This window comes from Campylobacter sp. RM16190 (assembly GCF_012978835.1).
Taxonomy (GTDB): domain Bacteria; phylum Campylobacterota; class Campylobacteria; order Campylobacterales; family Campylobacteraceae; genus Campylobacter_A.
Genome location: NZ_LIWS01000004.1, coordinates 178,097 through 202,053, shown reverse-complemented (window position 1 = coordinate 202,053; position 23,957 = coordinate 178,097). Strand labels below are relative to the sequence as shown.

The 23,957-nt window shown below is 35.2% G+C and carries 23 protein-coding genes and 1 tRNA gene; 5 read left to right on the top strand and 19 right to left on the bottom strand.

What is annotated here, in order from left to right; genetic code table 11:
* Positions 1-219 precede the first annotated feature (219 nt).
* A complete protein-coding gene (gene pepT / locus CDOM16190_RS06320; RefSeq protein WP_170019374.1) occupies positions 220-1,452 on the top strand; it encodes a peptidase T in 1,233 nt (410 codons plus the stop codon).
* Between the two features lie 150 nt (positions 1,453-1,602).
* Here the strand turns inward: pepT and dcuC are convergent, their stop codons facing one another.
* The 13 genes from dcuC to CDOM16190_RS06255 form a co-directional block, all read right to left on the bottom strand.
* Positions 1,603-2,892 carry a C4-dicarboxylate transporter DcuC gene (gene dcuC / locus CDOM16190_RS06315; RefSeq protein ID WP_169973064.1) on the bottom strand — a complete coding sequence of 430 codons (1,290 nt, stop codon included), beginning with the start codon at positions 2,890-2,892 and terminating at the stop codon, positions 1,603-1,605.
* Positions 2,893-2,978: 86 nt separating this feature from the next.
* Positions 2,979-3,683 (bottom strand): dipeptidase PepE, encoded by a 705-nt coding sequence (pepE, locus tag CDOM16190_RS06310; protein ID WP_170019373.1) that lies wholly within the window; start codon positions 3,681-3,683, stop codon positions 2,979-2,981.
* Between the two features lie 295 nt (positions 3,684-3,978).
* Positions 3,979-4,197 (bottom strand): hypothetical protein, encoded by a 219-nt coding sequence (locus CDOM16190_RS06305; protein ID WP_170019372.1) that lies wholly within the window; start codon positions 4,195-4,197, stop codon positions 3,979-3,981.
* The gene (locus CDOM16190_RS06300) at positions 4,194-5,891 is read right to left on the bottom strand and encodes a PepSY domain-containing protein (RefSeq protein ID WP_170019371.1); all 1,698 of its coding nucleotides are present in this window, start codon (positions 5,889-5,891) and stop codon (positions 4,194-4,196) included. Before CDOM16190_RS06300 ends, CDOM16190_RS06305 begins: the two co-directional genes overlap by 4 nt.
* Positions 5,888-6,136 (bottom strand): hypothetical protein, encoded by a 249-nt coding sequence (locus CDOM16190_RS06295; protein ID WP_170019370.1) that lies wholly within the window; start codon positions 6,134-6,136, stop codon positions 5,888-5,890. The genes CDOM16190_RS06300 and CDOM16190_RS06295 overlap by 4 nt, the downstream gene beginning before the upstream one ends.
* Before the next feature lie 174 nt (positions 6,137-6,310).
* Entirely contained in the window at positions 6,311-6,799 is a 489-nt protein-coding gene (hutX, locus tag CDOM16190_RS06290; protein WP_170019369.1) for a heme utilization cystosolic carrier protein HutX, read from the bottom strand.
* A 50-nt stretch (positions 6,800-6,849) separates the two neighbouring features.
* The gene (locus CDOM16190_RS06285; protein ID WP_170019368.1) at positions 6,850-7,002 is read right to left on the bottom strand and encodes a type II toxin-antitoxin system RelE family toxin; all 153 of its coding nucleotides are present in this window, start codon (positions 7,000-7,002) and stop codon (positions 6,850-6,852) included.
* Positions 7,003-7,193: 191 nt separating this feature from the next.
* Positions 7,194-7,859: a M48 family metallopeptidase gene (locus CDOM16190_RS06280; protein ID WP_170019367.1), complete on the bottom strand. Its 666-nt coding sequence runs from the start codon at positions 7,857-7,859 to the stop codon at positions 7,194-7,196.
* Positions 7,852-10,893 carry a type I restriction endonuclease subunit R gene (locus CDOM16190_RS06275; RefSeq protein ID WP_170019366.1) on the bottom strand — a complete coding sequence of 1,014 codons (3,042 nt, stop codon included), beginning with the start codon at positions 10,891-10,893 and terminating at the stop codon, positions 7,852-7,854. Before CDOM16190_RS06275 ends, CDOM16190_RS06280 begins: the two co-directional genes overlap by 8 nt.
* A gap of 1 nt (position 10,894) precedes the next feature.
* Positions 10,895-12,298 (bottom strand): DUF8370 family protein, encoded by a 1,404-nt coding sequence (locus CDOM16190_RS06270; RefSeq protein ID WP_170019365.1) that lies wholly within the window; start codon positions 12,296-12,298, stop codon positions 10,895-10,897.
* A gap of 8 nt (positions 12,299-12,306) precedes the next feature.
* The gene (locus CDOM16190_RS06265) at positions 12,307-13,428 is read right to left on the bottom strand and encodes a restriction endonuclease subunit S (RefSeq protein ID WP_170019364.1); all 1,122 of its coding nucleotides are present in this window, start codon (positions 13,426-13,428) and stop codon (positions 12,307-12,309) included.
* A gap of 9 nt (positions 13,429-13,437) precedes the next feature.
* Positions 13,438-14,925 (bottom strand): type I restriction-modification system subunit M, encoded by a 1,488-nt coding sequence (locus CDOM16190_RS06260; RefSeq protein ID WP_170019363.1) that lies wholly within the window; start codon positions 14,923-14,925, stop codon positions 13,438-13,440.
* A 2-nt stretch (positions 14,926-14,927) separates the two neighbouring features.
* Positions 14,928-15,503, bottom strand: a complete 576-nt coding sequence (locus CDOM16190_RS06255; protein WP_170000726.1) for a restriction endonuclease subunit S — start codon at positions 15,501-15,503, stop codon at positions 14,928-14,930.
* Positions 15,504-15,632: 129 nt separating this feature from the next.
* Here CDOM16190_RS06255 and CDOM16190_RS06250 point away from each other — a divergent pair, with 129 nt between their 5' ends.
* Positions 15,633-16,979 (top strand): ATP-binding protein, encoded by a 1,347-nt coding sequence (locus CDOM16190_RS06250; RefSeq protein WP_170019362.1) that lies wholly within the window; start codon positions 15,633-15,635, stop codon positions 16,977-16,979.
* A 351-nt stretch (positions 16,980-17,330) separates the two neighbouring features.
* Here CDOM16190_RS06250 and CDOM16190_RS06245 read toward each other — a convergent pair.
* The 6 genes from CDOM16190_RS06245 to CDOM16190_RS06215 form a co-directional block, all read right to left on the bottom strand.
* A tRNA-Ser gene (locus tag CDOM16190_RS06245) sits at positions 17,331-17,421 on the bottom strand.
* 303 nt (positions 17,422-17,724) lie between these two features.
* Positions 17,725-18,420, bottom strand: a complete 696-nt coding sequence (gene pyrF / locus CDOM16190_RS06235) for an orotidine-5'-phosphate decarboxylase (protein WP_170019361.1) — start codon at positions 18,418-18,420, stop codon at positions 17,725-17,727.
* Positions 18,417-18,812 carry a transcription antitermination factor NusB gene (nusB, locus tag CDOM16190_RS06230; RefSeq protein WP_170019360.1) on the bottom strand — a complete coding sequence of 132 codons (396 nt, stop codon included), beginning with the start codon at positions 18,810-18,812 and terminating at the stop codon, positions 18,417-18,419. The genes pyrF and nusB overlap by 4 nt, the downstream gene beginning before the upstream one ends.
* A gap of 1 nt (position 18,813) precedes the next feature.
* Positions 18,814-19,284 (bottom strand): 6,7-dimethyl-8-ribityllumazine synthase, encoded by a 471-nt coding sequence (gene ribH, locus CDOM16190_RS06225; RefSeq protein ID WP_170019359.1) that lies wholly within the window; start codon positions 19,282-19,284, stop codon positions 18,814-18,816.
* A gap of 2 nt (positions 19,285-19,286) precedes the next feature.
* The gene (gene kdsA, locus CDOM16190_RS06220) at positions 19,287-20,087 is read right to left on the bottom strand and encodes a 3-deoxy-8-phosphooctulonate synthase (RefSeq protein ID WP_170019358.1); all 801 of its coding nucleotides are present in this window, start codon (positions 20,085-20,087) and stop codon (positions 19,287-19,289) included.
* Positions 20,087-20,977: a DMT family transporter gene (locus CDOM16190_RS06215; RefSeq protein ID WP_170019459.1), complete on the bottom strand. Its 891-nt coding sequence runs from the start codon at positions 20,975-20,977 to the stop codon at positions 20,087-20,089. Before CDOM16190_RS06215 ends, kdsA begins: the two co-directional genes overlap by 1 nt.
* A 107-nt stretch (positions 20,978-21,084) precedes the next feature.
* Here CDOM16190_RS06215 and der point away from each other — a divergent pair, with 107 nt between their 5' ends.
* From der to trpS, 3 genes are read left to right on the top strand one after another with little or no spacing between them, the layout of a single operon-like run.
* The gene (gene der / locus CDOM16190_RS06210) at positions 21,085-22,473 is read left to right on the top strand and encodes a ribosome biogenesis GTPase Der (RefSeq protein WP_170019357.1); all 1,389 of its coding nucleotides are present in this window, start codon (positions 21,085-21,087) and stop codon (positions 22,471-22,473) included.
* Complete coding sequence (locus CDOM16190_RS06205; RefSeq protein WP_170019356.1) at positions 22,463-22,987, top strand: shikimate kinase; 525 nt, start codon at positions 22,463-22,465, stop codon at positions 22,985-22,987. Before der ends, CDOM16190_RS06205 begins: the two co-directional genes overlap by 11 nt.
* Positions 22,988-22,991: 4 nt before the next feature.
* Positions 22,992-23,957 carry a tryptophan--tRNA ligase gene (gene trpS, locus CDOM16190_RS06200; protein ID WP_170019355.1) on the top strand — a complete coding sequence of 322 codons (966 nt, stop codon included), beginning with the start codon at positions 22,992-22,994 and terminating at the stop codon, positions 23,955-23,957.

Genomic DNA, 23,957 nt, shown 5'->3' with positions numbered 1-23,957 from the left:
TTTATCTTTATTTGTCTTAAAAGGATAATGATTTAAAGAAAAATCTAATAAATTTAAATTGAGTGTTAAAAATAATCCAAATTTTTAAAATTTTAGAGAATTTAGCTTAAAAAATATTTCTTATAAAATTTATAAATTTTATTTTAAACTTATTAATTTATTTTAATTTTTATTACACTATAATTTTATAAATTTTTAATCTAAATTTAGGAGGAATAAATGGATATAGTCGAAAGATTTTTGCGATATACAAAAATCAACACAACTACAAATAGAGAGGCTGGAGCTGCTGGCATAATGCCTTCAAATCCTGTTGAAATGGAGCTTGCAAAGCTTCTTGAAAACGAGCTAAAAGAGCTTGGACTAAAAGATATAAAAAGGCGCGAGAATAGTATAACAACTGCTATTTTGCCTTCAAATTCAAGCAAAAAGCTTCCATCGGTTGCATTTTTTGCACACCTTGATACAAGCGCGGAGCAAAAAAACGATACTAAAGCTCAAATAGTAAGCTACAAAGGCGGAGATATAACTCTAAATAAAGAGCTAAATATCGTAATGAAAGAAAGTGAATTTCCAGAACTTAAAAACTATGTAGGCGATGATATAATAGTAACCGATGGCACTAGCTTGCTTGGGGCGGATGATAAGGCTGCAATAGCGAGCATTATGAATGCTTTGCAATTTTTTGTGCAAAATCCTGATATTGAGCACGGCGATGTGGTAGCTTGCTTCTTGCCTGATGAAGAGCAAGGGCTTAGAGGAGCTAAGGCACTAAATATAAGCGAGATAAACACAGATTTTGGTTACTGTTTGGATTGCTGTGGCATAGGTGAGTTTATATATGAAAACTGGAATGCGGGCGATGCGGTGGTTACTTTTACAGGTCAATCGGCTCACCCTATGAACGCTAAGGGCAAGCTTATAAATTCACTTCTTATGGCACATAAATTTATCTCTATGCTTCCTGGCGGAGAGGCTCCTGAATACACTGAAAACAGAGAGGGATATTACTGGGTAAAAGAGCTTAGCGGAAATAGTGCAAAGACCGTTTTAAAGCTTGATGTAAGAGAATTTAACGAGAAAAAATACTCTGAGCGCATGCAGTTTTTACAAAATTTAGCAGACTCTTGCTCTAAGCTTTGGGGAGACGGCAGAGTAAATATAAAGCTTGCCGATAGATACAAAAACGTTTATAACTATCTATCTGAGGGTGAAAACAGCCTTCCTATAGTAGCTGCCAAAAAAGCTTATGAAAGCTTAGGTATCACGCCAAAGGTAATCCCTATGAGAGGCGGATATGACGGATCGGTAATATCAGAAAAAGGAATTCCTTGCCCAAATATCTTTACCGGCGCCCACAACTTCCACTCTATATATGAATACTTGCCTGTTAAATCTCTTTACGCATCAACTAATGTCGTTAAAGAGATAATAAAAAATTTAGCAAAATAATTCAATAAAAGGCTGTTTAAAGCAGCCTTTTATCTATCATAAAACAAATTTGGCTTTTAATTTAAATAAAAAGATGCTATATAAAATTTAAATTTGCAGATTAAGTATTTTTAAAAAGAGGCGGAAATTCCGCCTCGAAGTTTATAATTTTTAGAGCATAAAGAATGCTATTACCACAACAGCTATGGCCATAGCCGGAGCGGTTCTTTTTGCAATCTCAATAGGGCTTACCATCGCAAGACCTGCACAAACGATAGCAGCACCAGCAATTGGAGATGATGAGCGACCAAGAGCACCTGCTATAGCAGCAGCCATACCAAGTTTGGTTTGCTCGAAACCAAGATCTTGAGCGTGTACAGTTATAGCACCATTAAACGCCATAGTAGCAGCATCGCCAGAACCTGTAACTACAGCCATTAGATAAGGTATAAACGTACCTCCAAGTCTTACGAACTCTTCTGAGTGTTTTAATACGTTAGTAACAGCATCTATGGCTCCGCAAGCCTTAAGACCGGCAACAAAAACACCAGCTGCTATAATAATACCGATAACCTCAGCATAAGCGCTTCCCATACCTTTGAAGAACTCTGAAGTAATCTTTTCTGGGCTTGTCCATGTTACAAATACGGCCAAAATAGCACCAAGCAACATAGCTTCGGCAACACCCATCTTAGTCCAAGTTAAAAATGAAATCTTATGTAGATCAGTTCCGCCGATAACAAGAATAATAAGTGGTACTAAAGGCATAAGAGCAAATAAAATATTTACTTTTATAGGCTCTGCAGTAGCTGCGTCTCCGACTTTTTGTGAAAAATCTTGACCTTTTTGATAGTCTTTAAACAATATAGCCGTAACACTTAAAATAACTAAAACAACTATAAATGCAGCCATAGCATTTGGAAATTGAACCTTAATAACATCAGGTATAGTTACCTTAGCCATATCTGAAACAAATGCGTTGTGTGCTGATCCAGGACTTAAAACTCCACCGAAAGTTCCTGAAAATACAGCAGCGCCAGCCATAGCAGGACGAACACCAGAAGCCATAAGAAGAGGTATCATAGTGGCACCAACAGCAGCAGAACATCCAGCAGCAGAAGGAATGGCTATGTTAACAAAAAATGTAATCACAAATGTCAGAGGAACAAGTAAGAATCCTATATTTTTCATAGGTTTTGTAAGTAGAGTAACTAGATGCTGATCACACTTAGTAACCTTCATAACGTAAGCAAAACCCATACTCGCACAAATAGCCTTAATAAGTCCTGCTGAAGTCATTGACTTTGTAAACTGAGCAAGAGCATCAAGAGGAGTAAGACAAATCGCGCAAAGCACCAAACCAACACCTATAAGGACGGTTTTAGTCTCTCTCTTTTTAATAAGCAGATATACAACTGCAACTAAGCCTAAAACGGCACATATTAGCTTTAAAGTAGCCATATTTAACCTTTCTTATAAATTGTATATAATGTTTACATACTGTTTAATTATATTCATCTTAATTTTAAATCAAAATTAAAATCTGTCTAAAATGTAAAGCTATCTCCCACTGCGATACTTTCTGTATCTTTTTTGTAGCGCATTTTTAGAACCGCATCATTTCCTAGTATTTTTGCACTATTGCCGGATATCTTTAATCCAACTCCTTCAGGAAGAGCATAGATTATGCTGTCTTGATTGACTATTAAAAATTCTTCCAATCTCTCTTCTCTGCTCTCTCCATTATGACCGGCTATCTTTCCGCTTATAAAATGAGGATTGATTTGATGAGGGAAGATATTTAGCGCATCAAAAAGTTTTGGCATTATAATAGGCATATCGTTTGTTGTCATAATAGTACTTCCAGCTACGTTTGCACCAGCAGACCAGCCAAAATACGGAGTTCCGGCCTCAACTTTCTCTCTTATTGCATCAACTAAATCATATTTATATAGATAATAAAGCAAAACAAAGGTGTTTCCCCCTCCTATTGATATTGCTTTAGCATTCTTTACAGCCTGTTTTGGATCGTTAAATCTATGAATTGATTTTATATTTTTATTTTGGAGACAATCTTGAACCTTAAGCTCATATTCATCGTTTGTGCGTCTAACTCCCGCATAAGGGATAAAGAGTACCTCCTCATCGCAAACTCCATGCTCTGTCAAAAACTCGTTAATCCAAGACCTGCAGTGGTTCAAGTACCCTGTATCCTTGTAGCCTGAACTGCTTAAAAGCAAAGCTTTTTTCATAATACTCTCCTGTAATAAATGTTTTTTATTATTGTTGTATTCTAAAAACAACTTTAAATTTAAAAAAATATAAAAAATAATTTTTAAAAATCTAATTTATAAAACGATATATAAATAATGCTTAAAAAAGGGTTAAAAGCTACGCTTAAGTAAATATTTTATTAATAAACCCAGGCAATAAAAATCAAATAAATTTTTAAGCAAAAAGCTACCTTAAAATCACACATTCCAACTAAAATTTAAAATACTGGGTATTAAAAATCGCCATATTCTTAATTTCTTTAAATTTAAATTATCAATTTTTAAATTCTTTAAAATTTAAACAAATACTAATTGCAAGCTGGCAAAGTCCTGCTGCAAAGAAAAAATATGTAAAATCCAAAAATTTATTATCATTCATAATCATAAGAAAAACAAACAAAACAAGGCAAACAATAGAACCCAAATAAAATCTCTTGTCAAGTCTTGCAAAAGCGATAAAAGCTACACTTAAGATTCCAAGTAAAATGCTCATGCTTTCTCCTTTATAAATCTAAGACTAAGCCATACAAAGACAAGAGAAACAAAGAGACAAGCAAGCGAAATCTTAAAAATTTCAAAATTCACGAAAGAACCATTTGCTATAGAGACTATAAAAACAACAGCAAAAATCACAGAAGTTATAACAGAACTTAAAGAGTATCCATATTTTTTGACAAAAATTGCGCCGATCAATGAAATAAACGCAAAAGCGGTAAAAAAGGCATAAACTTCATATTCGTACCTAAACTCATTTTCATAAGGTATTAGCTGATTTGCAAGTAAATAAATACCAAGAGCGGTAAATAGCCCTATAAAAAACGCATTATTAAATACTTTTATCATATATATTGCGACTTTAGAGTGCTGCTTTTGACTCCACAAATAAGCTCCTGAGGCGCACATAATAAGCCCAAGACAGCCAAATACAAAAAATACAAATCTAACCAGCTCTCCACCAAAGCCGCCTACATGAAAAATTCTCATAAACAGCATTACAAGATTTGCCCTAGGAACCTCTCTTTCAAAAACCTCCTCAAGCTTTTCTCCGCTTACGGCATCGAAAACTTTAGCTTCAAAGCTTAGGCCTTTTTCGGTAAATGGCTTACTAGGCACAAAATTTAGCTGTATATGAGCTGTGCCCTGCATACTTCTTTGAATAACTATACTCTCAAAATTTTCATTTGAATGTTTATCTACAATACTTTTAACTTGATCGGTAGTAGGCATAAATTTAGCTCTTCTTGCCATCATATTAGCCATAAATTCCTTACTTTTGCTAAACTGATCTCTCATTTTTGATAAAGATTGTTCAGTGATATTTATCTCTTTATTTTGAGATAAATTTTGCATTACCAAAGGCTTCATATCATTTGATTTTACATTCTGCTTAACTAAATTTTTAGATACTTCATCATCTTTTTTAATAGTTAAGTTTTGCTCAGCCATCGCCTTTGCAAGATCCCTTTGCCTTTTGCGTTCCTCGTTTCTAGCCTTAGCCTTGGCAGTAAAATCCTGTTGCATACTCGCCTTATTTTGATTAGCTACTTCAGAATATATACCCTTTAGCATAAACCTCTCGACCAGATAAAGGCCTGAAACGCTAAGCATTAAAAATATCACAAACCCACTAACACTAGCTAGAATATGAGAATCCATCCAAAAGGACTTTTGTCTAAATTTGAAAAAATCCTTTAAAATTCTCTTATGTATCATAATGCCAGACAATAAAACAAAAAGCATAGCTACGGTTATATAGCCGATTATTTCGCGTGCAGTTACTCGATTTATAAACCACAAATCATAATGAAGCGCGCTCAAAAAACCTCCGCCGTAAGTGCTTCTGCCTCTTATAATCTCAGATGTGTCCGGATCTATCTTGACTATTTTTCGGTTTCTTCTATGCTCTCTAACTCTTACGTCATCATGCCAGGATATGGTTATGTAAGGAGTAAATTCACTAGGCGGTGTTATCCTCCAAATATCGGAATTTGGATGGTGTTCTTTAAGATATTGAAGCGAAGTATCCAGATATTCACTATTTTTGTAATTTATCTTATAATATTCAGGCTGCATAAACAAAGTTATATCATCTTTATAATAAGCCAAGGTTCCACTAAAAAATATAAAAAATATTATCCATGCAAAGGCAAGTCCAAAATATCTATGAAAGAGTCGAAGCATCATCATATCGTGACCGCCAAAATAGTGAATAAAACCGTTAATACAAGAACAAATTTAAGTCTTATTGTATAGCAGAATAAAAACCAAAGGGTAAAAATGCCCATAAATAAAAAATTTGCAACTACAAGCTTTTCATTTTGAATAATGCTTAAAAAATTTGGAATTTTGACACTAAAATAATAAGATATGATAAATCCGAATACGCTGCAAGCAATCGTTCTAATGATAAACTCTTTAGTTTTTGAGAGCAAAAGCATCCTTGATCTTTAGAAATTAATTTAGGATTATAAATTAATATGAATAAAAATTAACTTAATACAATTATGATATTTATTAATATTTATCCTGAATTTTAATAATCCAGGATAAATTTCGATATGCCTAAAAAATCTTAGTATCCAATCAATTTGTTTAAAAATTTGATATTATATTCTAGTTTTTAACTCCTCAAAAGCACTTTCTTGATTTTTTAAAAGATTCCTCTCTTTATCTCTCGCTACATAGATTTTAAAAATATTTTCTCCATTTTTATCATAAAACTGCACCGATTTTGAAAGCATTCCCATGAATGTCTGAGTTACGAAAAAGATCTTATCTATATCGCTTGCTTTTAGGTGTCCGCCGAAATTTGACTCTTTCATGCTGAAGTTATAATACCCTTGTGCATGCTGTCCGCTTGGAATTTTGGTTTTAAACTCTATGATAAACGATGAAGTGTTTTTAACAAAAAGCACTTCACCCCAGCTGCCTATCTCACCGATGATCTCGTCAAATTTAGCCCCATCGGCAACTCTGCAAAACTCGCAAGGCAGGTTTAAAAGCACATCCATCTCTTTTAGCCCAAGCTCTTTACCTATTTCACCTAGTGAAATTTTTGGATTTTTCTCGATTAGAGATTTTACTTTTTCTTTCATTTTAATCCTTTTTAAATAAAATTTGGCAAATTATAGCATAATATTACAATTTAGATAATAATTATCAACACAAAATGAACTGATATTAAAAGAGGATTATCTAAGCCTTCTATCTCTTTTAGCTTTTTAAGTATTTTAATGCTAATACTATTATCTAACTTCTTAAGCTCTTTTAACGCATTCTTGCTAAAATTTACTTTCATAGTTTTACGCCAAGCTCTTTAGCTACCTCATCAAGAGTATAAAACTGAGGATTAGGATCACTCTCTATCTTTTTTAACTCTTCCATAGCATCTATATAATCATTCATATCTTCTAAAAATCTTTTAATAGCTTCTTGAACGTAAAAGCTTTTTGTTATTTTAGTATCTTAAGTAGTATTAATAACATAAAACTAATTCAACGAATTTTCAAGCACTCTTTTTCTCTCTTGCCAATCACTCATATAAACACTAAGATATTCATAAAATTTTTTACTATGATCAGGATGAATCAAATGCGCTAATTCGTGAAATATAACGTATTCTACGCATTTTTTTGGTTTTTTGATTAGTTCAAGATTTAAGTTTATATATGATTTTGCCGCATTGCAGCTGCCCCAGCGAGTCTTCATCTTGCGAATTCTTACATTTTTTATATCTCTTTTTACTATCTTATTAAACTCGTTTATGATGTTAAAAAAACAGATAAGCGCCTTATCTTTATACCACTCATCAAGTAGTTTTTGCTTCTTTTTAAAGTTATTCTTATCTCGCACAAAAAGCTCTAAAGTGCCTCTGTTAAGTCTTACAAACTCTTCTTTGCTCTCATTTACTTTTAGCCTATAGCTTCTTCCTAGATACTTCATCTCTTCGCCGCTTACAAGCTCTTTTTCACGACTTTTAAATTTGGCAAAGAATTCTTGCTTGCTAATTATCCACTTCTCACGCTTTTTAAGCACAAACCATATATGCTCATCGCTCGCATCTTTTGGTGCGTTAATTATTACTTCACCGCTTGGCTTAACTTTAATGCTAAAGTTTTTAATATCCTTTTTGATAATTTTTACGCTTTTAAGCATAATGATTTATTCCTATGTTGCGCATAACTTCATAAATTTGGGTTTTATTTTCAATATTTATGTCAAATTTATCCTCTATATCCCATAAAAGCTCATCTATAGCCCCCTCTATCTCGTTTTTTACATCTATATTTTTATCCCACTCAGGTCTCAGTGCGTAAGAGCTGTAAATTTCATCTATCTTTTGAGCTAAAGCGACAAGCTCCTCTTCATCTATCTGAGTTAAGTCTGCTAAATTCTCATACATATCGGCAATCGATCTCTTGCCCTTAAATTCCTCTTTCATCTCATCTTTTTTATTTACTATCTGCTCTTTTATAGCTCTTAAAGCGGTTAATTTTTCTTCATCACTCAAGCGTCCGGCGGTATATTCATCTATGATTTTTTGAATTTGAGCTGAAATAGACCTGTAAAATGCCGGATTTGAGTCAAATTTCTCAGTCACAACTGCATCTAGCGCACTTTTGATACTTTCAGCTTTTGCATTTGCCGCCACAAGCCTATCTACTTCACTATCAAATTCCGCCTCAAATATATTTACAATCCTACTTAGAGTATTAACTCCTTTTGCGTTTATAAAAGTATCAAGCAGCTTTTGCATATCTTTTTCATACTTATTAAAGTCGCATTTTTCTTGATACATTATCTGCACGATACTTCTTAATTCATTATAAAATTTGATTTTACTCTTATACTCTTTTATCTCAATACCAGTTAAAATTTCTGCCGTCTTGTCGCTACTTAAGGCTAGAGCAAAAGCCCTCGCAAGAGATGAAAGCCACTCTTTAAAATTTTTACGCTTATCTTTATCATCCAAAGACTTCGCATAACTCTCTACATCATTTTTAAACTCTACATCCTTAAAAAGCTCCTCTAAATGAGTATAGTAAGTTTTTACTTTTGATATCTCGCTTCTTACATCTATAACAGCCCCCACTATATCCACCCCGTCAAATCCGCTTAAACACTCGTAGCTTTCAAGGCTATCGCTTAGCTCTCTTAAAAGCCCTCTATAGTCTATTATAAGCCCGTAGTCTTTGTCCTCATATACCCTGTTTACTCTTGCTATGGCTTGAAGCAGATTATGCTCTTTTAAAGGTTTATCGACGTATAAGATAGCGGCTCTTGGAGCGTCAAAACCCGTTAAAAGCTTATCAACGACTATCAGCATATCCATATCATCACCGTTTAAAAACTCATCTTTTACGGTATCTATATATCTTTCATTGTCCCCATACTCTTTTTCTATATCTTTCATCGCATTTATTACAAATTCTCTGCTTACGCCTACATTTTCATCCTGTTCGTTTGATATGACAAAGGCTGTTTTTATCTCGCCCAAATCTTTAAAAATTTGATGATACTTTATCGCCTCAAATTTTGAGCTAGTTGCAAACATAGCTTTAAATCCGGGCTTTGCAAACTCTTTAAAATGCTTATTTATATCCATAGCCACCAGATATAGCCTTTGCTCGCTTGAAGCTACTTTGCTAAATTTAGCCCACTTTTGCTGCAAATCTCTCTTTTGCTCATCGCTTAAATTTCTGCAAATAGCCTTAAATCTCTCGTCTAAAATTTCAGGATTTGAAATTTCTTGCTCCACAAATCTACCCTCATACAAAAGCGGCAGCACTGCTCCGTCTCTAACCGCGTCATCTATCGTATATCTGTGTATCTCTCCGCCAAATTTTGCAAAGCTATTTTTCTCACGTTTTAAAAGCGGAGTTCCCGTAAAGCCTATATAGCAAGCGTTTGGCAACGCTCTTCTCATGGCTATATGCAAATCGCCCCCTTGAGTTCGGTGACTCTCATCAACCAATACAAAGATATTGTTATCATTTAATACTGTTTTGGAGTTTGCAACACTTGCAAATTTATGCACTAAAGTTGTTATAACACCAACATTACTTTTTAGTTTATGTGTCAAATTTGCTCCGCTAAAGCAGCGTTCAACTCTTATATCGGTATTCTTAAACGTTCCTTCTATCTGCTTATCAAGCTCAATACGATCGCTTACTATTATTACTTTTGAATTTGTATAAATTTGCTTTAAAAGCTTAGTTAGCATAACCATAGTTAGGCTCTTTCCGCTTCCTTGGGTATGCCAAATAAGCCCGCCCGTTCTTTTGCCGTCTTCTATTCGCTCGACTCTTTTTAGAGTTCTTTTGATACCAAAAAACTGCTGATACCTGCAAATTTTCTTAACTCTATTATCAAAAAGGATAAAATTTCTCATGAGATCAAGAAGTCTATCCGGTCTTAGCAAGGCATAAAGTGTCATATCAAGAGCTGTTATGCTTCTATCGTTTACAAATTTAGCTAAATTCTCTCTCGCACTCTCTTCTTCCTCTTCTTTCCAAATAGAGTAAAATTCAGGCTTTGTGCCAGTTGTACCATATCTTGCTTCATTTGCGTTGGCAGCTAATGTAAGCTGTATAAATTTAAAAAGATGCGGTATCTCGCCCTTTTCTTGCTCTTTTAAAAGTTGATTTATGCCGTTTTGGACGCTTATGCTTGATTTTTTAAGCTCAATTACAGCCAAAGGAATACCATTTACAAAAAGCACCAGATCGGGTCTTCTGCTCTTTTTGTCGCTTTTATCAGACTTGGCTACGGCAAATTCTTCGGTTATATAAAAGTCGTTATTGTAGATATTTTCAAAATCGATAAATTTTATGCTAAAACTTCTTTTAGAGCCGTCAGGCAAGCTCTCTTCATAACTCTCCCCCATTAAAAGCATATTTGTAACTCGCTCGTTTGCCACGCCTAGACCCTCATTTAGGCTTACATCGAGATGTTCGATAGCTCTGGTTATGCTTTGAGGAGAAAATTTATAAATTTCACCCTTGTATTCGTATGAATTTAGCTCGTTTAGCTTTTTAGCCAAAATTTCTTTGAAAAGAACATTTGATGTTTGGTTGTCTCTTAGTTTTAAATTTTCATCTCTGCTTATAAATTTATAACCAAACAGCTCACTTGTAAGTAAATTTATGCAGTTTTGTTGCAATGCTTTTTCCGATATATTTGGGGTCATTTTAAGTCCTTTTGCTTGCAGATTCTCTTTTTGTAGCATCAATAATTATTATATCTGGTAATTTAATGCCATTTTTTTCAGATTTATTTTTAAAATCTAAAACTTTTTGTATTCTATTTAAATCTTTATCATAGAGTTGCATGATGATAAATTTGCTTTTATTTGTTTTTTCTGCCTGATTATATGCAGGAAGCTGCTTTTCATATCCTGACAAAAGTTTTGTGTTACTAGAAAGTTTCATTTCAATATTAATTTTAATATTTGAGCCTTTTGATATTTTGAAATCAATAGGACCGTTTCCAGAATTTGCTTCTGGACTTATATCTAAGTTATTTGCATCACAATATGAGCAAGCAATTGCAAAAAATAACATTTGCGCAAATGATTCCTTTTTATGAGTACCGTCATTATTGTGAAAAAATTTCCATAAGCCATTATTTTCAATTAAATTTTTATATTGATTGCATATTAAATCTACTTTTTCAATACCATCAATATGCCTATCAATTTTAAAAGGAAATTTTTCTACTGCCTCGCCTGCAATCTGCTCCCATACAAACTCACCTTCCGGATCATTACTAAAGTCATAAATTAGCCCCTTTTTCTTATACAAAGCAACTGCATTATTAGCAATACTTGGATTATGAATAATAAATTTCTTTAATTCTCTTTTTATTATTGTCTTTGTTGCCTTAGATAATATATTGCCTATTATCTCATTTAGTTTATTTCTCAACTCTTCATTATGACTGCAAATATCCTCTATATCTGATGCATCGAATGCCAAAGGTAGTTTTGTTAGGATTGTATTTGGACAAAATATTACAGGTTTCTTATTTTCATTGAAAGGTAAATCATATTTAGTATTGTTAAATACGAAAGTTGATATACTAAGATTTAATTCTTTTGCAACTCTTTGAGTGTACAACAAAAAATCTTCTTTTAAAATACTTATAGTCATATCACTAATTCTATCAGCACCTATACCTTCCTCAAAAATACTTACAAATTGAAAAATTTCTGGGTTTTTTATGCCTGCTTTAACTAAAACTAAAGATGATTGAGCCAATTGTTTAGCAAACTTTTTGCCTATACCCGAACCGTTTTTTGTATTTATAGAGTAGCCAAGCCCTATATGACCAAATTCATGAAAATTAAATCTTTTTTCTGCTTTTCTAAATAAAAGATCATCTCCAGTTGAGTTTTCTAGTAATAAAACTATTTCATTAAAGTATTTTTTGTATTTTTGGTAAGAGTCTTTAAACTCTGGAATTTTTATATCTTCCAACTTATAAGGCAATATGTAATATTGTGCATCTTTATTTATAAAACCATTAAAAATACTATATTTTTTCAATTTTCCATAATTAATATTAAAATATTTACTGTATGTCAAATCTTTCATATTTAAATTTAAACCCTCACCTTTCCTGTTAATAAATTCTGCATAAGTCCTTGCTTTTGTCTTTTTAACTTTTCTAATTTATTTTCTAAAATTTTTATCTCATCATCACAAGCGATTAAAATTTCCGCGATTTTTTGTTGCTCTTTTAAATTTGGAAGCTTTATTTTGATATTTTTAACATCTCTTTTGGCTAGTCCCAACTGAGCTGTTCCGGTAGAAACCGATCTCATTTGCTTGTTTACTTCTTGTGAATTAATAATAAAATATAAAAATTTTGCATTTTGTTGCGTTGTTATTTTATAAACATGATCGCCACAAATATATTTATCATTTTTATCAATACGGGCTACTTTACCTATAATATTTCCGCCACCAATATCATCTTTTGGCATAACTAAATCATTTTTATAAAGCATATCTTGATTTATGTTTGTCCTCTTTTTTGTTACTAATTGCCCGTTTTGAGAAACTGCACCCATATCAACTATTAAATATTTTCCATTCGGTTCTATAAATTTACTTTTTGAAGCATAAGAATTAATTTCTACAATCTCTCCAAGTTTGGTTTCCTGCCATTTGTCGTTGAAATTTGGAAAGCGGATTTTAGTGGTAAGAAGGTTTTGCATTAAGCCTTTTTTGAACTCTTTTTTTGATTTGATTAGTTCTGCGGTTAAATTTATAGCCTTGTCCCAAGTAGATAAAATTTCCGCTATTTTTTCTTGCTCTTTTAAAGGCGGCATCAAAACAATGATTTCGTGTATATCATTTCTGTTTAAAGTAGGAACAGTAGAGCCTGCACTAAGCCTATTTAAATGTAAATTTGAATACATATAATAAATAAATTTAGGATAATTCCCATAAAAGTCAGTTACCCATAAAGATGTATTATGTGGCCAATAATTCTCATCAATATAAAAAACTTTTCCAATAGTTCCAGACCTACCAGTTACAACACCGGGTCTTTCGGCTTTAAAAGTATTGTGATAATTTAATATTCCATTAGAATATACTACCGGAAAATCACCTTTTATCAAATTTGAGATAGGCAAATCATATCCTCTTTGCAAAGGAGCAACATCTCCCAGTCTTACAACTCTCCACCCGCTCGGCAAATTTTTAAAACTATTCATCTTTATCCCTCATAGTCCAAGCTCCTTAAGATAGCCATCCATCTTATCTTGAACTATTTTTAGCTCATCTTCAAGGCGTGAAATTTCAAGCTTAACAGCGGTCATATCCACTTGCTCTTCTTCCTCGTAAGTATCTACATATCTAGAGATGTTTAGATTAAAATCATTTTGTTCTATCTCGTTTATGCTTGCTACGTGAGAATACTTATCGATCCGGCTTCTATTTTTGTATGCGGTGATGATCTTTTGGATATTTTCATCAGTTAGGCTGTTTTGATTTTTGCCCTTTTCAAATTCACGGCTAGCGTCTATAAAAATCACGTCTTCTTTAGTGCGATTTTTCTTAAAGATCATGATGCAAACCGGTATACTTGTGCCGTAAAATAGATTTGCCGGCAGTCCGATGACCGCATCAAGCAGATTTTCTCTTATTAGTTTTTCTCTTATCCTTCCCTCACTAGCTCCCCTAAATAGCACGCCGTGGGGCAAAATCACGCCCATAGTTCCGTTTGAATTTAAAGAGCTTATCATGTGAAGCACGAAAGCAAAATCGCCCTTGCTCTTTGGAGGCACACCTCTTTTAAACCTGCCAAAACTGTCATTTGCGGCTATATCTTCACCCCATTTATCAAGGCTAAAAGGCGGATTTGCAACGACCACATCAAAGGTTTTTAAAAGACTATTTTCAAGATGAAGCGGATTTCTTATCGTATCGCCCCACTCGATAACCGAGTCATTTATCTCATGCAAAAACATATTCATTTTACAAAGCGCTTGGGTTTGGCTATTTTTCTCCTGTCCGTAAAGACGGAAATTTTGACCGTTTGTCTGCTTGCTGACTTTTATCAGCAAAGAGCCTGATCCGCAGGTTGGGTCATATATCATGGCGCCGTCTTTTGGCTCTACAAGCTGAGCTAGCAGATCAGAAACCTCTCCCGGAGTATAAAATTCTCCGCCTTTTTTACCGGCATCGCTAGCAAATTTTGATATAAGATACTCATACGCATCGCCTATAGCGTCGCTACTTGCTAGGCGTGATGGACGCAGGTCAAGTCTAGGATCGCTAAAGTCTTCGATTAGGTGCTTTAAGATAGCATTTCTTTCTTTTGTGTCTCCAAGCTTGTTTTTATTGTTAAAATCAATGCTTCTAAAAATCCCTTCCAGCTTTTCGGAGTTATCCTCCTCTATCTTATCAAGCATTTTATTAATGATCTCGCCTAGATTATCCGCCTCTTTTTGCTCTATAAGCCTTTCAAACGTATGCTCTTCATCGAGTCTAAATTTCTCACGCTTTAAGCTAGCCTCTATGCGATCTTTTTTATCGCCATATTTTTCTTTTAAATTTTCAAGCTTTTCTTTGTAAAAATCGGAAAGATACTTTATAAAAAGCATCGTTAAAATATAATCCTTATAATCGCTACTATCTATAGTGCCGCGAAATGTATCACAAGCCTTCCAAACTACATTATTTATAGTATCTTTTGTTGTTTTTTGCATTTTTATCCTTTGATTGCTTCTTGGAATACTGATTTTGTAAAGATTTTGTTTTTCTCTACCATAGATGTTAAAATTTCATTTTTTTTAGCTGATATTTCTAAAAATTTTACGATTTGTTGCTGTTTTTGCAGACTAATACTAGGAACTTTAATCTTAGCCAAGTCGCTTACCTTTATAGCGGCTATTCTTCCTGAAATGTCGCTATAAAGGGCTTTTTTAACGATATTGCTGTTTAGGTAATAAGCTATAAATTTTGGCTCAAAACTATTTTTTAATCTTAAGCGAGCAACAAGAGATGAAAATATCAAATTTTCGTATTGAGCATCTATACTCACGGCAAAATTTGGCCATCTAAGGCGTATTAAAACATCTCCTTTTCTTACTAAATAATCATCTTTTAATTGCTCGTTTGATATAAAATTTTCACTAAAGTCGTGACTATATATACCGTCTTCACTGAAAGATTTAAGGGAAACTAAGTTGTATCTTTTCTGTGTAGTATCAGCGACTAACGCCTTTTTGCGTTCAGTCATTAGCCCGATTTTAATTTCAGATATATCTTTAAGCTCAATCCTCAAAATTCAAATCCTTTTTGTTATATTCAAGAATTATACAATATCGAACTATATAAATCAAGCTAAATTTAAGCATATATCTAAATTAGTTTTGATATTATTATAATTCAAAAACGATATTAAAGGATAGGTATGTTTGCCGATAGAGTTAAAGAGCTTAAGCTATTAAATGACGAATATTCTAGTTCTAATTTTTCATTTACAGTGTTATACGGCAGAAGAAGAGTCGGCAAAACAACGCTTTTAAAAGAGTTTATAAAAGATAAGCCTTCTATATACTTTTTGGCCACTCTTGAAAACTTTAATGTAGTTTTAAATAGATTTAAAGATATAGTAGCAGAGTTTTTACAAGATAGTCTTTTAAAGAGCTTAGGGCTAACCGATATAAAGCAGCTATTTAAATATCTCTCAAACAAAAAAATTGGTAAAAAACTAATAATAATCATAGATGAATTTCAATATCTTAGCAAGATAGATAGCTCTATACCGTCACAATTCCAATACATAGTAGATGAGCTACTGAAAGATAAAAATATCCACCTAATACTTTGCGGCTCAATAATATCGATGATGTACGAGCAAACTCTCTCTTACGGCTCACCTTTATACGGCAGAAGAACAAGCGATATCAAACTTGAGGCTATAGAGTTTGATTATCTAAAAGAATTTTTTAACAATAAGTCAAAAGAAGAACTAATAGAGCTTTATAGCGTGCTTTATGGAGTACCTAAATACCTAGAGATGTTTATATATAGTGGTGATATATTTAATAGCATAGAGACAAATATATTAAATCCGAATGGATATTTATACAACGAACCTCAATTCATCTTGCAAAATGAGGTAAACGAACCAATCACCTACTTTTCTATACTTGAAGCTATAGCGAACGGAGAACATAAGATAGGAAATATAGCCGGCAAGTTAAATAAGAATGTTCAAAACATCACCTCTTTTATATCAAAACTAATAGAGCTTGATATCATATATAAAGATGTTCCGATAACAGAGAGTAATCCACTAAAGAGCAAAAAAGGACTTTACTTTATTAAAGACAACTTCTTTAGATTCTGGTTTAGCTATGTACTGCCTTACAAGAGCCAGCTAGAAATAGGTAATACTAACTATGTTTTAAGTATATTAAAAGAAAACTTTAATAGCTTTATATCGCCTATATATGAAAAACTAGCCTTAAGATATATGATGAATAATTATAGTCTCATAAAATGCGGCAGATGGTGGGACAAAGATACTGAAATAGACGTTGTAGGCATAGCACAAGACTACTTAATAGTAGCAGAGTGTAAATACTCTAATAAAAAAGTAGGCATAGACGTATTAAAAGAACTGCAAGAAAAATCTAAAAAGATAGACTCAAATTTGCCTATAAAGCATTTTTTTATATTTAGCAAAAGTGGATTTACCGATGAACTAAAGAAGCTTAATGGTGATGAAATTATATTGGTGGAGTTGGTGTAGATAATTTTGACTACAGAAACAATTCTTTTTAATCATTAAATAGCATTTTTAAATTTAATATTAGGCTCTGTTTTAGCACTTCATTGATTTTTAAAATTTAATAAATTTTCTGATCTTTTATAAAATTTGTCGTCTATTTTGCAAAATAGTAATTAGCATGAACCGAAATGTTTAAGTCTTTTACGGTCTCCACTATGTTTTCATAAATTCCCGATGTTAATTACATTAATCAAAACTTAAATGACTTTAATCGAGATATAAGCATATATACATGATATTGACCCGGAGCATCGGCAGAGGGATTTTTCATTTTTTAAAAAGTGCTTTGAAATGCCGTAGTTTAGGGCTTCGTGGCGGACAGAGAGGGATTTGAACCCTCGAAGCCCGATTAAGACTTGCACCCTTAGCAGGGGTGTGGTTTCAGCCGCTCACCCATCTGTCCATAAAAGAAGAAATATGATTATATTAAATAGCTCCTGATATGCCGCTTAAATTTTGTCAATTCTAACTAATCTTTCCAGAGCCACTATTTTAGTCTGTTTTTATCCGGCATTGTAGTACTTGCATAATAACAGATCATGCGATAAACATAAAGTATACACCTATCGCTTTCACGATCCATTGCGATAGTTCGCCCTATACATATCCTCAGGAACAAGCATATCTGAGCGAAGCTATATCTGAATATCCAAGAGCTATTAGATCTGCTTCGGTAGATTTTCCGACAAATGGAATTTTTCTAAGCTCACTCATTTGCAACTTCTATTTCAGATAGTATTCTTTCGCAGATCTCCCTAGGATTACTATCTTCATATATCGGTCTGCCAACTACGATAAAATCGCTATTTTCTCTTTTTGCGGCATCCAAATCAGCTACTCTACTTTGATCGTTCGTATCCTCATTAAAAGGACGAATTCCTGGAGTTAAAGTAAGGAAAAAACGTGATGTCGCATCTTTTATCATATTACTCTCAAATACCGAACAAACCATCCCATCAACACCTACTTCATAAGCACTAACACAAAATTTAAGAACAAAATTTTTTATATCGTCGTTATAAACTATTCTAAAACCATCCTCATTAAAACTAGTAAGCGCCGATACAGCAAGAACCAAGGGACGATTTTTTAATAAATTTAAGCGGTTCATAACTTCACTCATTGCTCTTTTTCCAGCACTTGCATGGATGTTTATCATATCTACCGGCAGACTTGCTATCACTTCTGCGGCATCAGCCATCGTGTTTGGTATGTCGTGGAGTTTAAGATCTAAAAAAATTTTAAAATCATCTATTTTTTTTATCTCATTTATGATTTTAGCTCCGTCTCTTAAATAACTTCTAAGCCCAACTTTCATCCAGACATCAAGGCCACTTAACTTTCTAGCAAGCTCTAAATTTTGCTCCATATTAGGCATATCCAAAGCTACACAAAGTTTCATATATCACTCCTTGCGGCATCAAGCACGCCGTTTATAAATTTCGGAGCCGAGTCGCTTCCAAGCTCTTTGGCAAGCTCTATCGCCTCGTTTATCACGACCGCTTTATCGGTGTCCGTAAATTTCATCTCGTAAGCTCCAAGGCGAAGTATAGCTCTTTCTACAACGCCGATTTCGTGGATTTTATACTCTTTTAAGTGGGAGTTAAGCAACTCATCAAGAGCGGTCAAATTCTCATTTACGCCGTCATAAAGCGAAGTCGTGAAATTTCTTTGCTCATTTCTTATCTTTTTTTCCTCTAAAAATTCATCCTTAAATTCACTCATCTCGCTACCCATCTCCTGAGCGTAAAGCAGCGATATTACGGCTTGTCTAACCTGATGACGAGTTGCCATTTTAAGCCTTTATGTTTTTGTATAGATTTAGTAGCTCTATAGCCCCACTCATCGCTTCAAAGCCTTTATTACCGGCCTTGCTGCCCGCTCGCTCAATGGCCTGCTCGATACTATCTACCGTTAGCACGCCAAATGTTACGGGCTTGCCGTATTTAAGAGTTACGTTTGCGATGCCTTTTGTAGTTTCAGCCGAAACATAGTCAAAATGAGGAGTTGAGCCTCTAATAACCGCTCCAACGCAGCATATCGCGTCCCATTTGCCGCTCTCAAGTGCCTTTTCAAGAGCCATAGGGATTTCAAATGCTCCCGGAACTAAAATAAGGCTTAAATTTTTTTCATCTCCGCCATGGCGAAGAAACGCATCTCTAGCGCCTTCGACAAGCCTATCAGTGATGATGTGGTTAAACCTCGCGTTGATAATTGCGATTTTTTCTTTTCCGCTTAGTTTTAAATTTCCTTCGATTATGTTCATAATTATCCCCTTAAAATTTCTTGTATTTTTAAAGTCTGCTTTACAACTCTATCCAGCTCGTCTAAATTTAACATATTTGGTCCATCACACATCGCTTCACACGGATTTATGTGCGTCTCATAAAAAAACCCATCCACACCCACACTTGCCGCCGCTCTTGCAAGATACGGCACAAATCTTGCATCTCCGCCACTCTTTTCACCAAGAGCCGAAGGCATCTGAACGCTATGCGTAGCGTCAAATATCACAGGTGCAAATTCTCTCATCAAAACCAAATTTCTCATATCAACGACCAAATTTCCATATCCAAAAGTGCTTCCGCGCTCCGTTAACCAAATTCCGTTTTGTTTAGCTATTTCATATCCGTCGCCATCTACACCGCGAGTTTCAAGCACTTTTTTAACCGAATGCTTCATCGCGCTTGCTGTTAAAAACTGGCCTTTTTTGATATTTACGACCGAATTTGTCTTGGCTGCAGCCACAAGCAAGTCTGTCTGACGACATAAAAACGCAGGAATTTGAAGCACATCCGCAACCTCAGCCACAGGCTTAGCTTGATAGCTCTCGTGAATGTCCGTTAAAATTTTAAAGCCGAATTCCTTTTTCACGCGAGCTAAAATTTCACAACCCTTTTCAAGTCCGGGACCGCGAAAGCTACTTATACTCGTGCGATTTGCCTTATCAAAACTTGATTTAAAATAAAACTCCATCCTATTATCTTCATTAAATTTCACAAGCCTTTTTGCCACGTCAAACACAAGCTCTTCGCTCTCGATGACGCAAGGCCCTGCGATTAGTATCATTATTTCTCCTTTACCACTATAATTCCGCTAAGAATTACTAGAATTATACCCAAAAATGCAACAGTGTTTGGCAGCCCATCCCCCATAAAATACCCGATGATAATGGTAAAGATGACGTCGGCGTAGCTTACAGCCGCAACCGTGCCGGCCTTTTTACTTGCTGCATAAGCTTTAGTAAGATACATCTGAAAGTAAAGCCCCGCAACGCCCATTAAAACGATCAAAAAGATATTTTTAGTATCAGGCAGGACAAATTTGGAAAACAAAAATTCAAAGCCATCTATCTGGATAAATTCCGCCAGAGCCATAAAAACGATAGGAAGAACCGTGCCAAACCCCATAAAAGAAAAGACTATAACGCGAGTATCATAGCTCTTTTTAAGCTCTCTAACGCTCGTATATGCCATCGCAGCCCCTACTCCGCTCCAAATTCCAAGCCAATCGGTCTTTGAGATGCCAAGTTCAGGCTGAATGATAAGCAAAATTCCGCCAAATCCGATAAATATCGCCATCCAACCGCGCGAGCTTAACTTCTCGCCCATAAACATCGCGGCAAGAAGCGCGGTAAATATCGGGCTGGTCTTAGAAAAAGTAAATGCAGCGCCTAAATTTATATGAGCGATGTTGTAAAAAAACGCAAATAGCGCAAGCGTGCCGATAACTCCTCTAAATATGAGCAGATACGGATGTCCGCCCTTTTGATGCGCAGGCTTTTTATAAAGCGAATAAACGATCATCGCAAGGCCGATCAAATTTCTAAAAAAGACAACTTCGATAGACGGCATATCGGCACTTATTACTTTTGCAAGAGCTCCCGTTATCGCAAAAAGCATACAAGCGATAATCATATAATAAGTGCCCAAATGCCTCATTAAAAATTTATGCAACAACCCCATAACCTTTTTAAAATTTGAGCGTATTGTAGTGCAAAACGGCTTAAATTTATAAACATCGCAGGCAAAAATTTGTATAATAGCGAAATTTAAAGGAATATAAAGTGCAAAAAATCATACTTGTCGGAAAGCCAAACGTAGGTAAAAGTTCGCTTTTTAATCGCTTGGCAAAAAGGCGCATAGCTATCACTTCGGACGTAAGCGGAACCACTCGCGACACGAACAAAGCCCAGATCACCATAGATGATAGGCAATGTATTTTGGTAGATAGCGGCGGACTTGATGACAGTAGCGAGCTTTTTAGAAACGTTAAGGAAAAAACCCTCAAAGAGGCGCAGAATTCAGACGCGATTATCTACATGGTGGACGGCAAAAATTTCCCAGACGATGAAGATAAGGCTATGTTTTATGCACTTTTAAAGCTAAATTTGCCGACCGCACTTGTCGTAAATAAAGTAGATAGCAAAAAAGACGAGCAGCGAGCTTGGGAATTTGATAGCTTCGGCGCAAAAGATATTTTTAGCATATCCGTCACTCACAATGCGGGAGTAGATGAGCTTAGCGACTGGATTTATAAACACCTTAAAGACGAGATCAGACCCGACTTGGATGATGATTTTGACGAATTTTTAGAAAATTTCGATGAAGAGGGCGAATTTAGCGATACTATCCAAGAGCAAAATTTCGAATCAAAAAATATAAAAGTAGGAATTATAGGCCGCGTAAATGTGGGCAAAAGCTCGCTTTTAAACGCTTTGGTTAAGGATGCAAGAGCCGTAGTTAGCGATGTGGCGGGCACTACTATAGATCCTGTAAATGAAACATTTGTTTATGAAGATAGGGTAATAGAATTTGTCGATACCGCAGGCATCAGAAGGCGCGGCAAGATAGAAGGCATCGAAAGATACGCGCTAAATAGAACAGAAAGCGTGCTTGAAAACACCGATATCGCTCTGCTCGTGCTTGACTCTAGCGAGCCTCTAACCGAGCTTGATGAGCGTATCGCAGGGCTTGCGAGCAAATTTAACCTCGGCGTGATAATCGTGCTAAACAAATGGGACAAAAGCGAAGTAGAGTTTGACGAGATGAAAAAGATCATCAAAGATAAGTTTAAATTTCTAACATACGCGCCGATAATCAGCGTTAGTGCGCTTGGCGGCAAGAGAGTGCATAAAATTTACTCGCTCATCTTTGAAGTTTATAAAAATTTCACTCAAAAAATTCAGACTTCAAAGCTAAACGAACTCATCGAAGAAGCTACCAAAATCCACCCGATACCGCGTGAAAAAGGCAAGAGTGTTAGGATTTATTATGCCGTGCAGTTTGGCTTTGCGCCGCCTAAGATAGCTCTTATTATGAATCGTCCGCGCGCGCTTCACTTTAGCTATAAACGCTATCTTACAAACAAACTGCGCGAAAGATTTGATCTAAACGGCGTTCCTGTCGTGCTCATACCAAAAAACAGAAGCAGCGAGGAAAAAGATGAGCAGTAACTTAGTCTTAATCGGCTTCATGGGCGTTGGAAAAGGAACGGTCGCAAGGGAGCTTTGCAAAAGACTAAAGCGACTCATGCTTGATACGGACGATCTTATCGAAAGTAGCGAAAATTTAAAAATTCGCGAAATTTTTGAGACAAAGGGCGAAGAGTATTTTAGAAAGCAAGAGCGATTAGTCGCTAAAAATTTAGCCGCTAACGTACAAAACTGCGTGATAGCAGGTGGCGGAGGCTTTGTAAACGTTAAAAATTTAAACAAAATCGGCACTGTTATATATCTTAAATCAAGCTTTGAGGGCATAATAAAACGCATAGAAAATAGCCAAAACGCCCAGAAGAAATTTGCTAAACGTCCGCTTTTAAAAGATATAGACAAAGCAAAAGAGCTATTTAAAACAAGAAAGAAAATTTACGAGAAAAAAGCCGATATCACCATCGATGTCGAAGGTAAAACCCCTGAAAAAATAGCAAAAGAGATTATTAAAAAATTTAAAGACAGGCAAAAAGGATAGAAATTTGAGAGTATTAACGGGACTTCAGCCCTCGGGCAAGCTGCATCTTGGCAACTATTTCGCATCGATAAAGCAAATGGTTGATGCACAAGATAGCAGCGATATGTTTATGTTTATCGCAAACTACCACGCCATGACCTCGGTTAGCGAGGCGAGCAGACTTAAGCAAAATACCTTTGAAGCGGCATGTGCGTTTCTTGCGCTTGGTATTGATCCCAACAAAAGCGTGTTTTGGGTGCAAAGCGACGTAAAAGAGGTGCTTGAGCTATATTGGGTGCTAAGCCAATACACTCCGATAGGACTGCTTGAACGCGCTCACAGCTACAAAGACAAAACAGCAAAAGGCATAAGCGCAAATCACGGGCTTTTTAGCTATCCCGTGCTTATGGCTGCCGATATCTTGCTATTTAGCGCAAACATCGTTCCTGTCGGCAAAGATCAAATTCAGCACGTTGAGATAGCCCGCGACATAGCTATTAAATTTAACAACGAACATGGAGAAATTTTTACTCTACCCGAAAGCAAAGTCGATGAAAACGTCGCAACCGTGCCAGGAACGGACGGAGCCAAGATGAGTAAGAGCTACGGAAACACGATAGACATCTTTAGCGATGCAAAAGCGCTTAAAAAGCAAATCGGCTCTATAACAACCTCATCCGAACCGCTTGAAGCCCCTAAGCAATGGCAAACCTGCAATGTATATAATATAGCAAAGTTGTTTTTAAACCAAAGCGGACAAAAAGTGCTGCAAGAGCGTTACGAGCGCGGCGGTGAAGGTCATGGACACTTTAAAATGTATCTAAACGAATTGGTGTGGGAGTATTTCGCTTCAGCAAGGCAAAAATACGAATACTACTTAAGTCACGAAGACGACGTAAATGAGATATTGTTAGCGGGCGCAAAAAAGGCTCGCGAAGTAGCACTTCCGCTCATTGAAAGAGTGCGTGAAGCAACGGGAATTTATAGATAG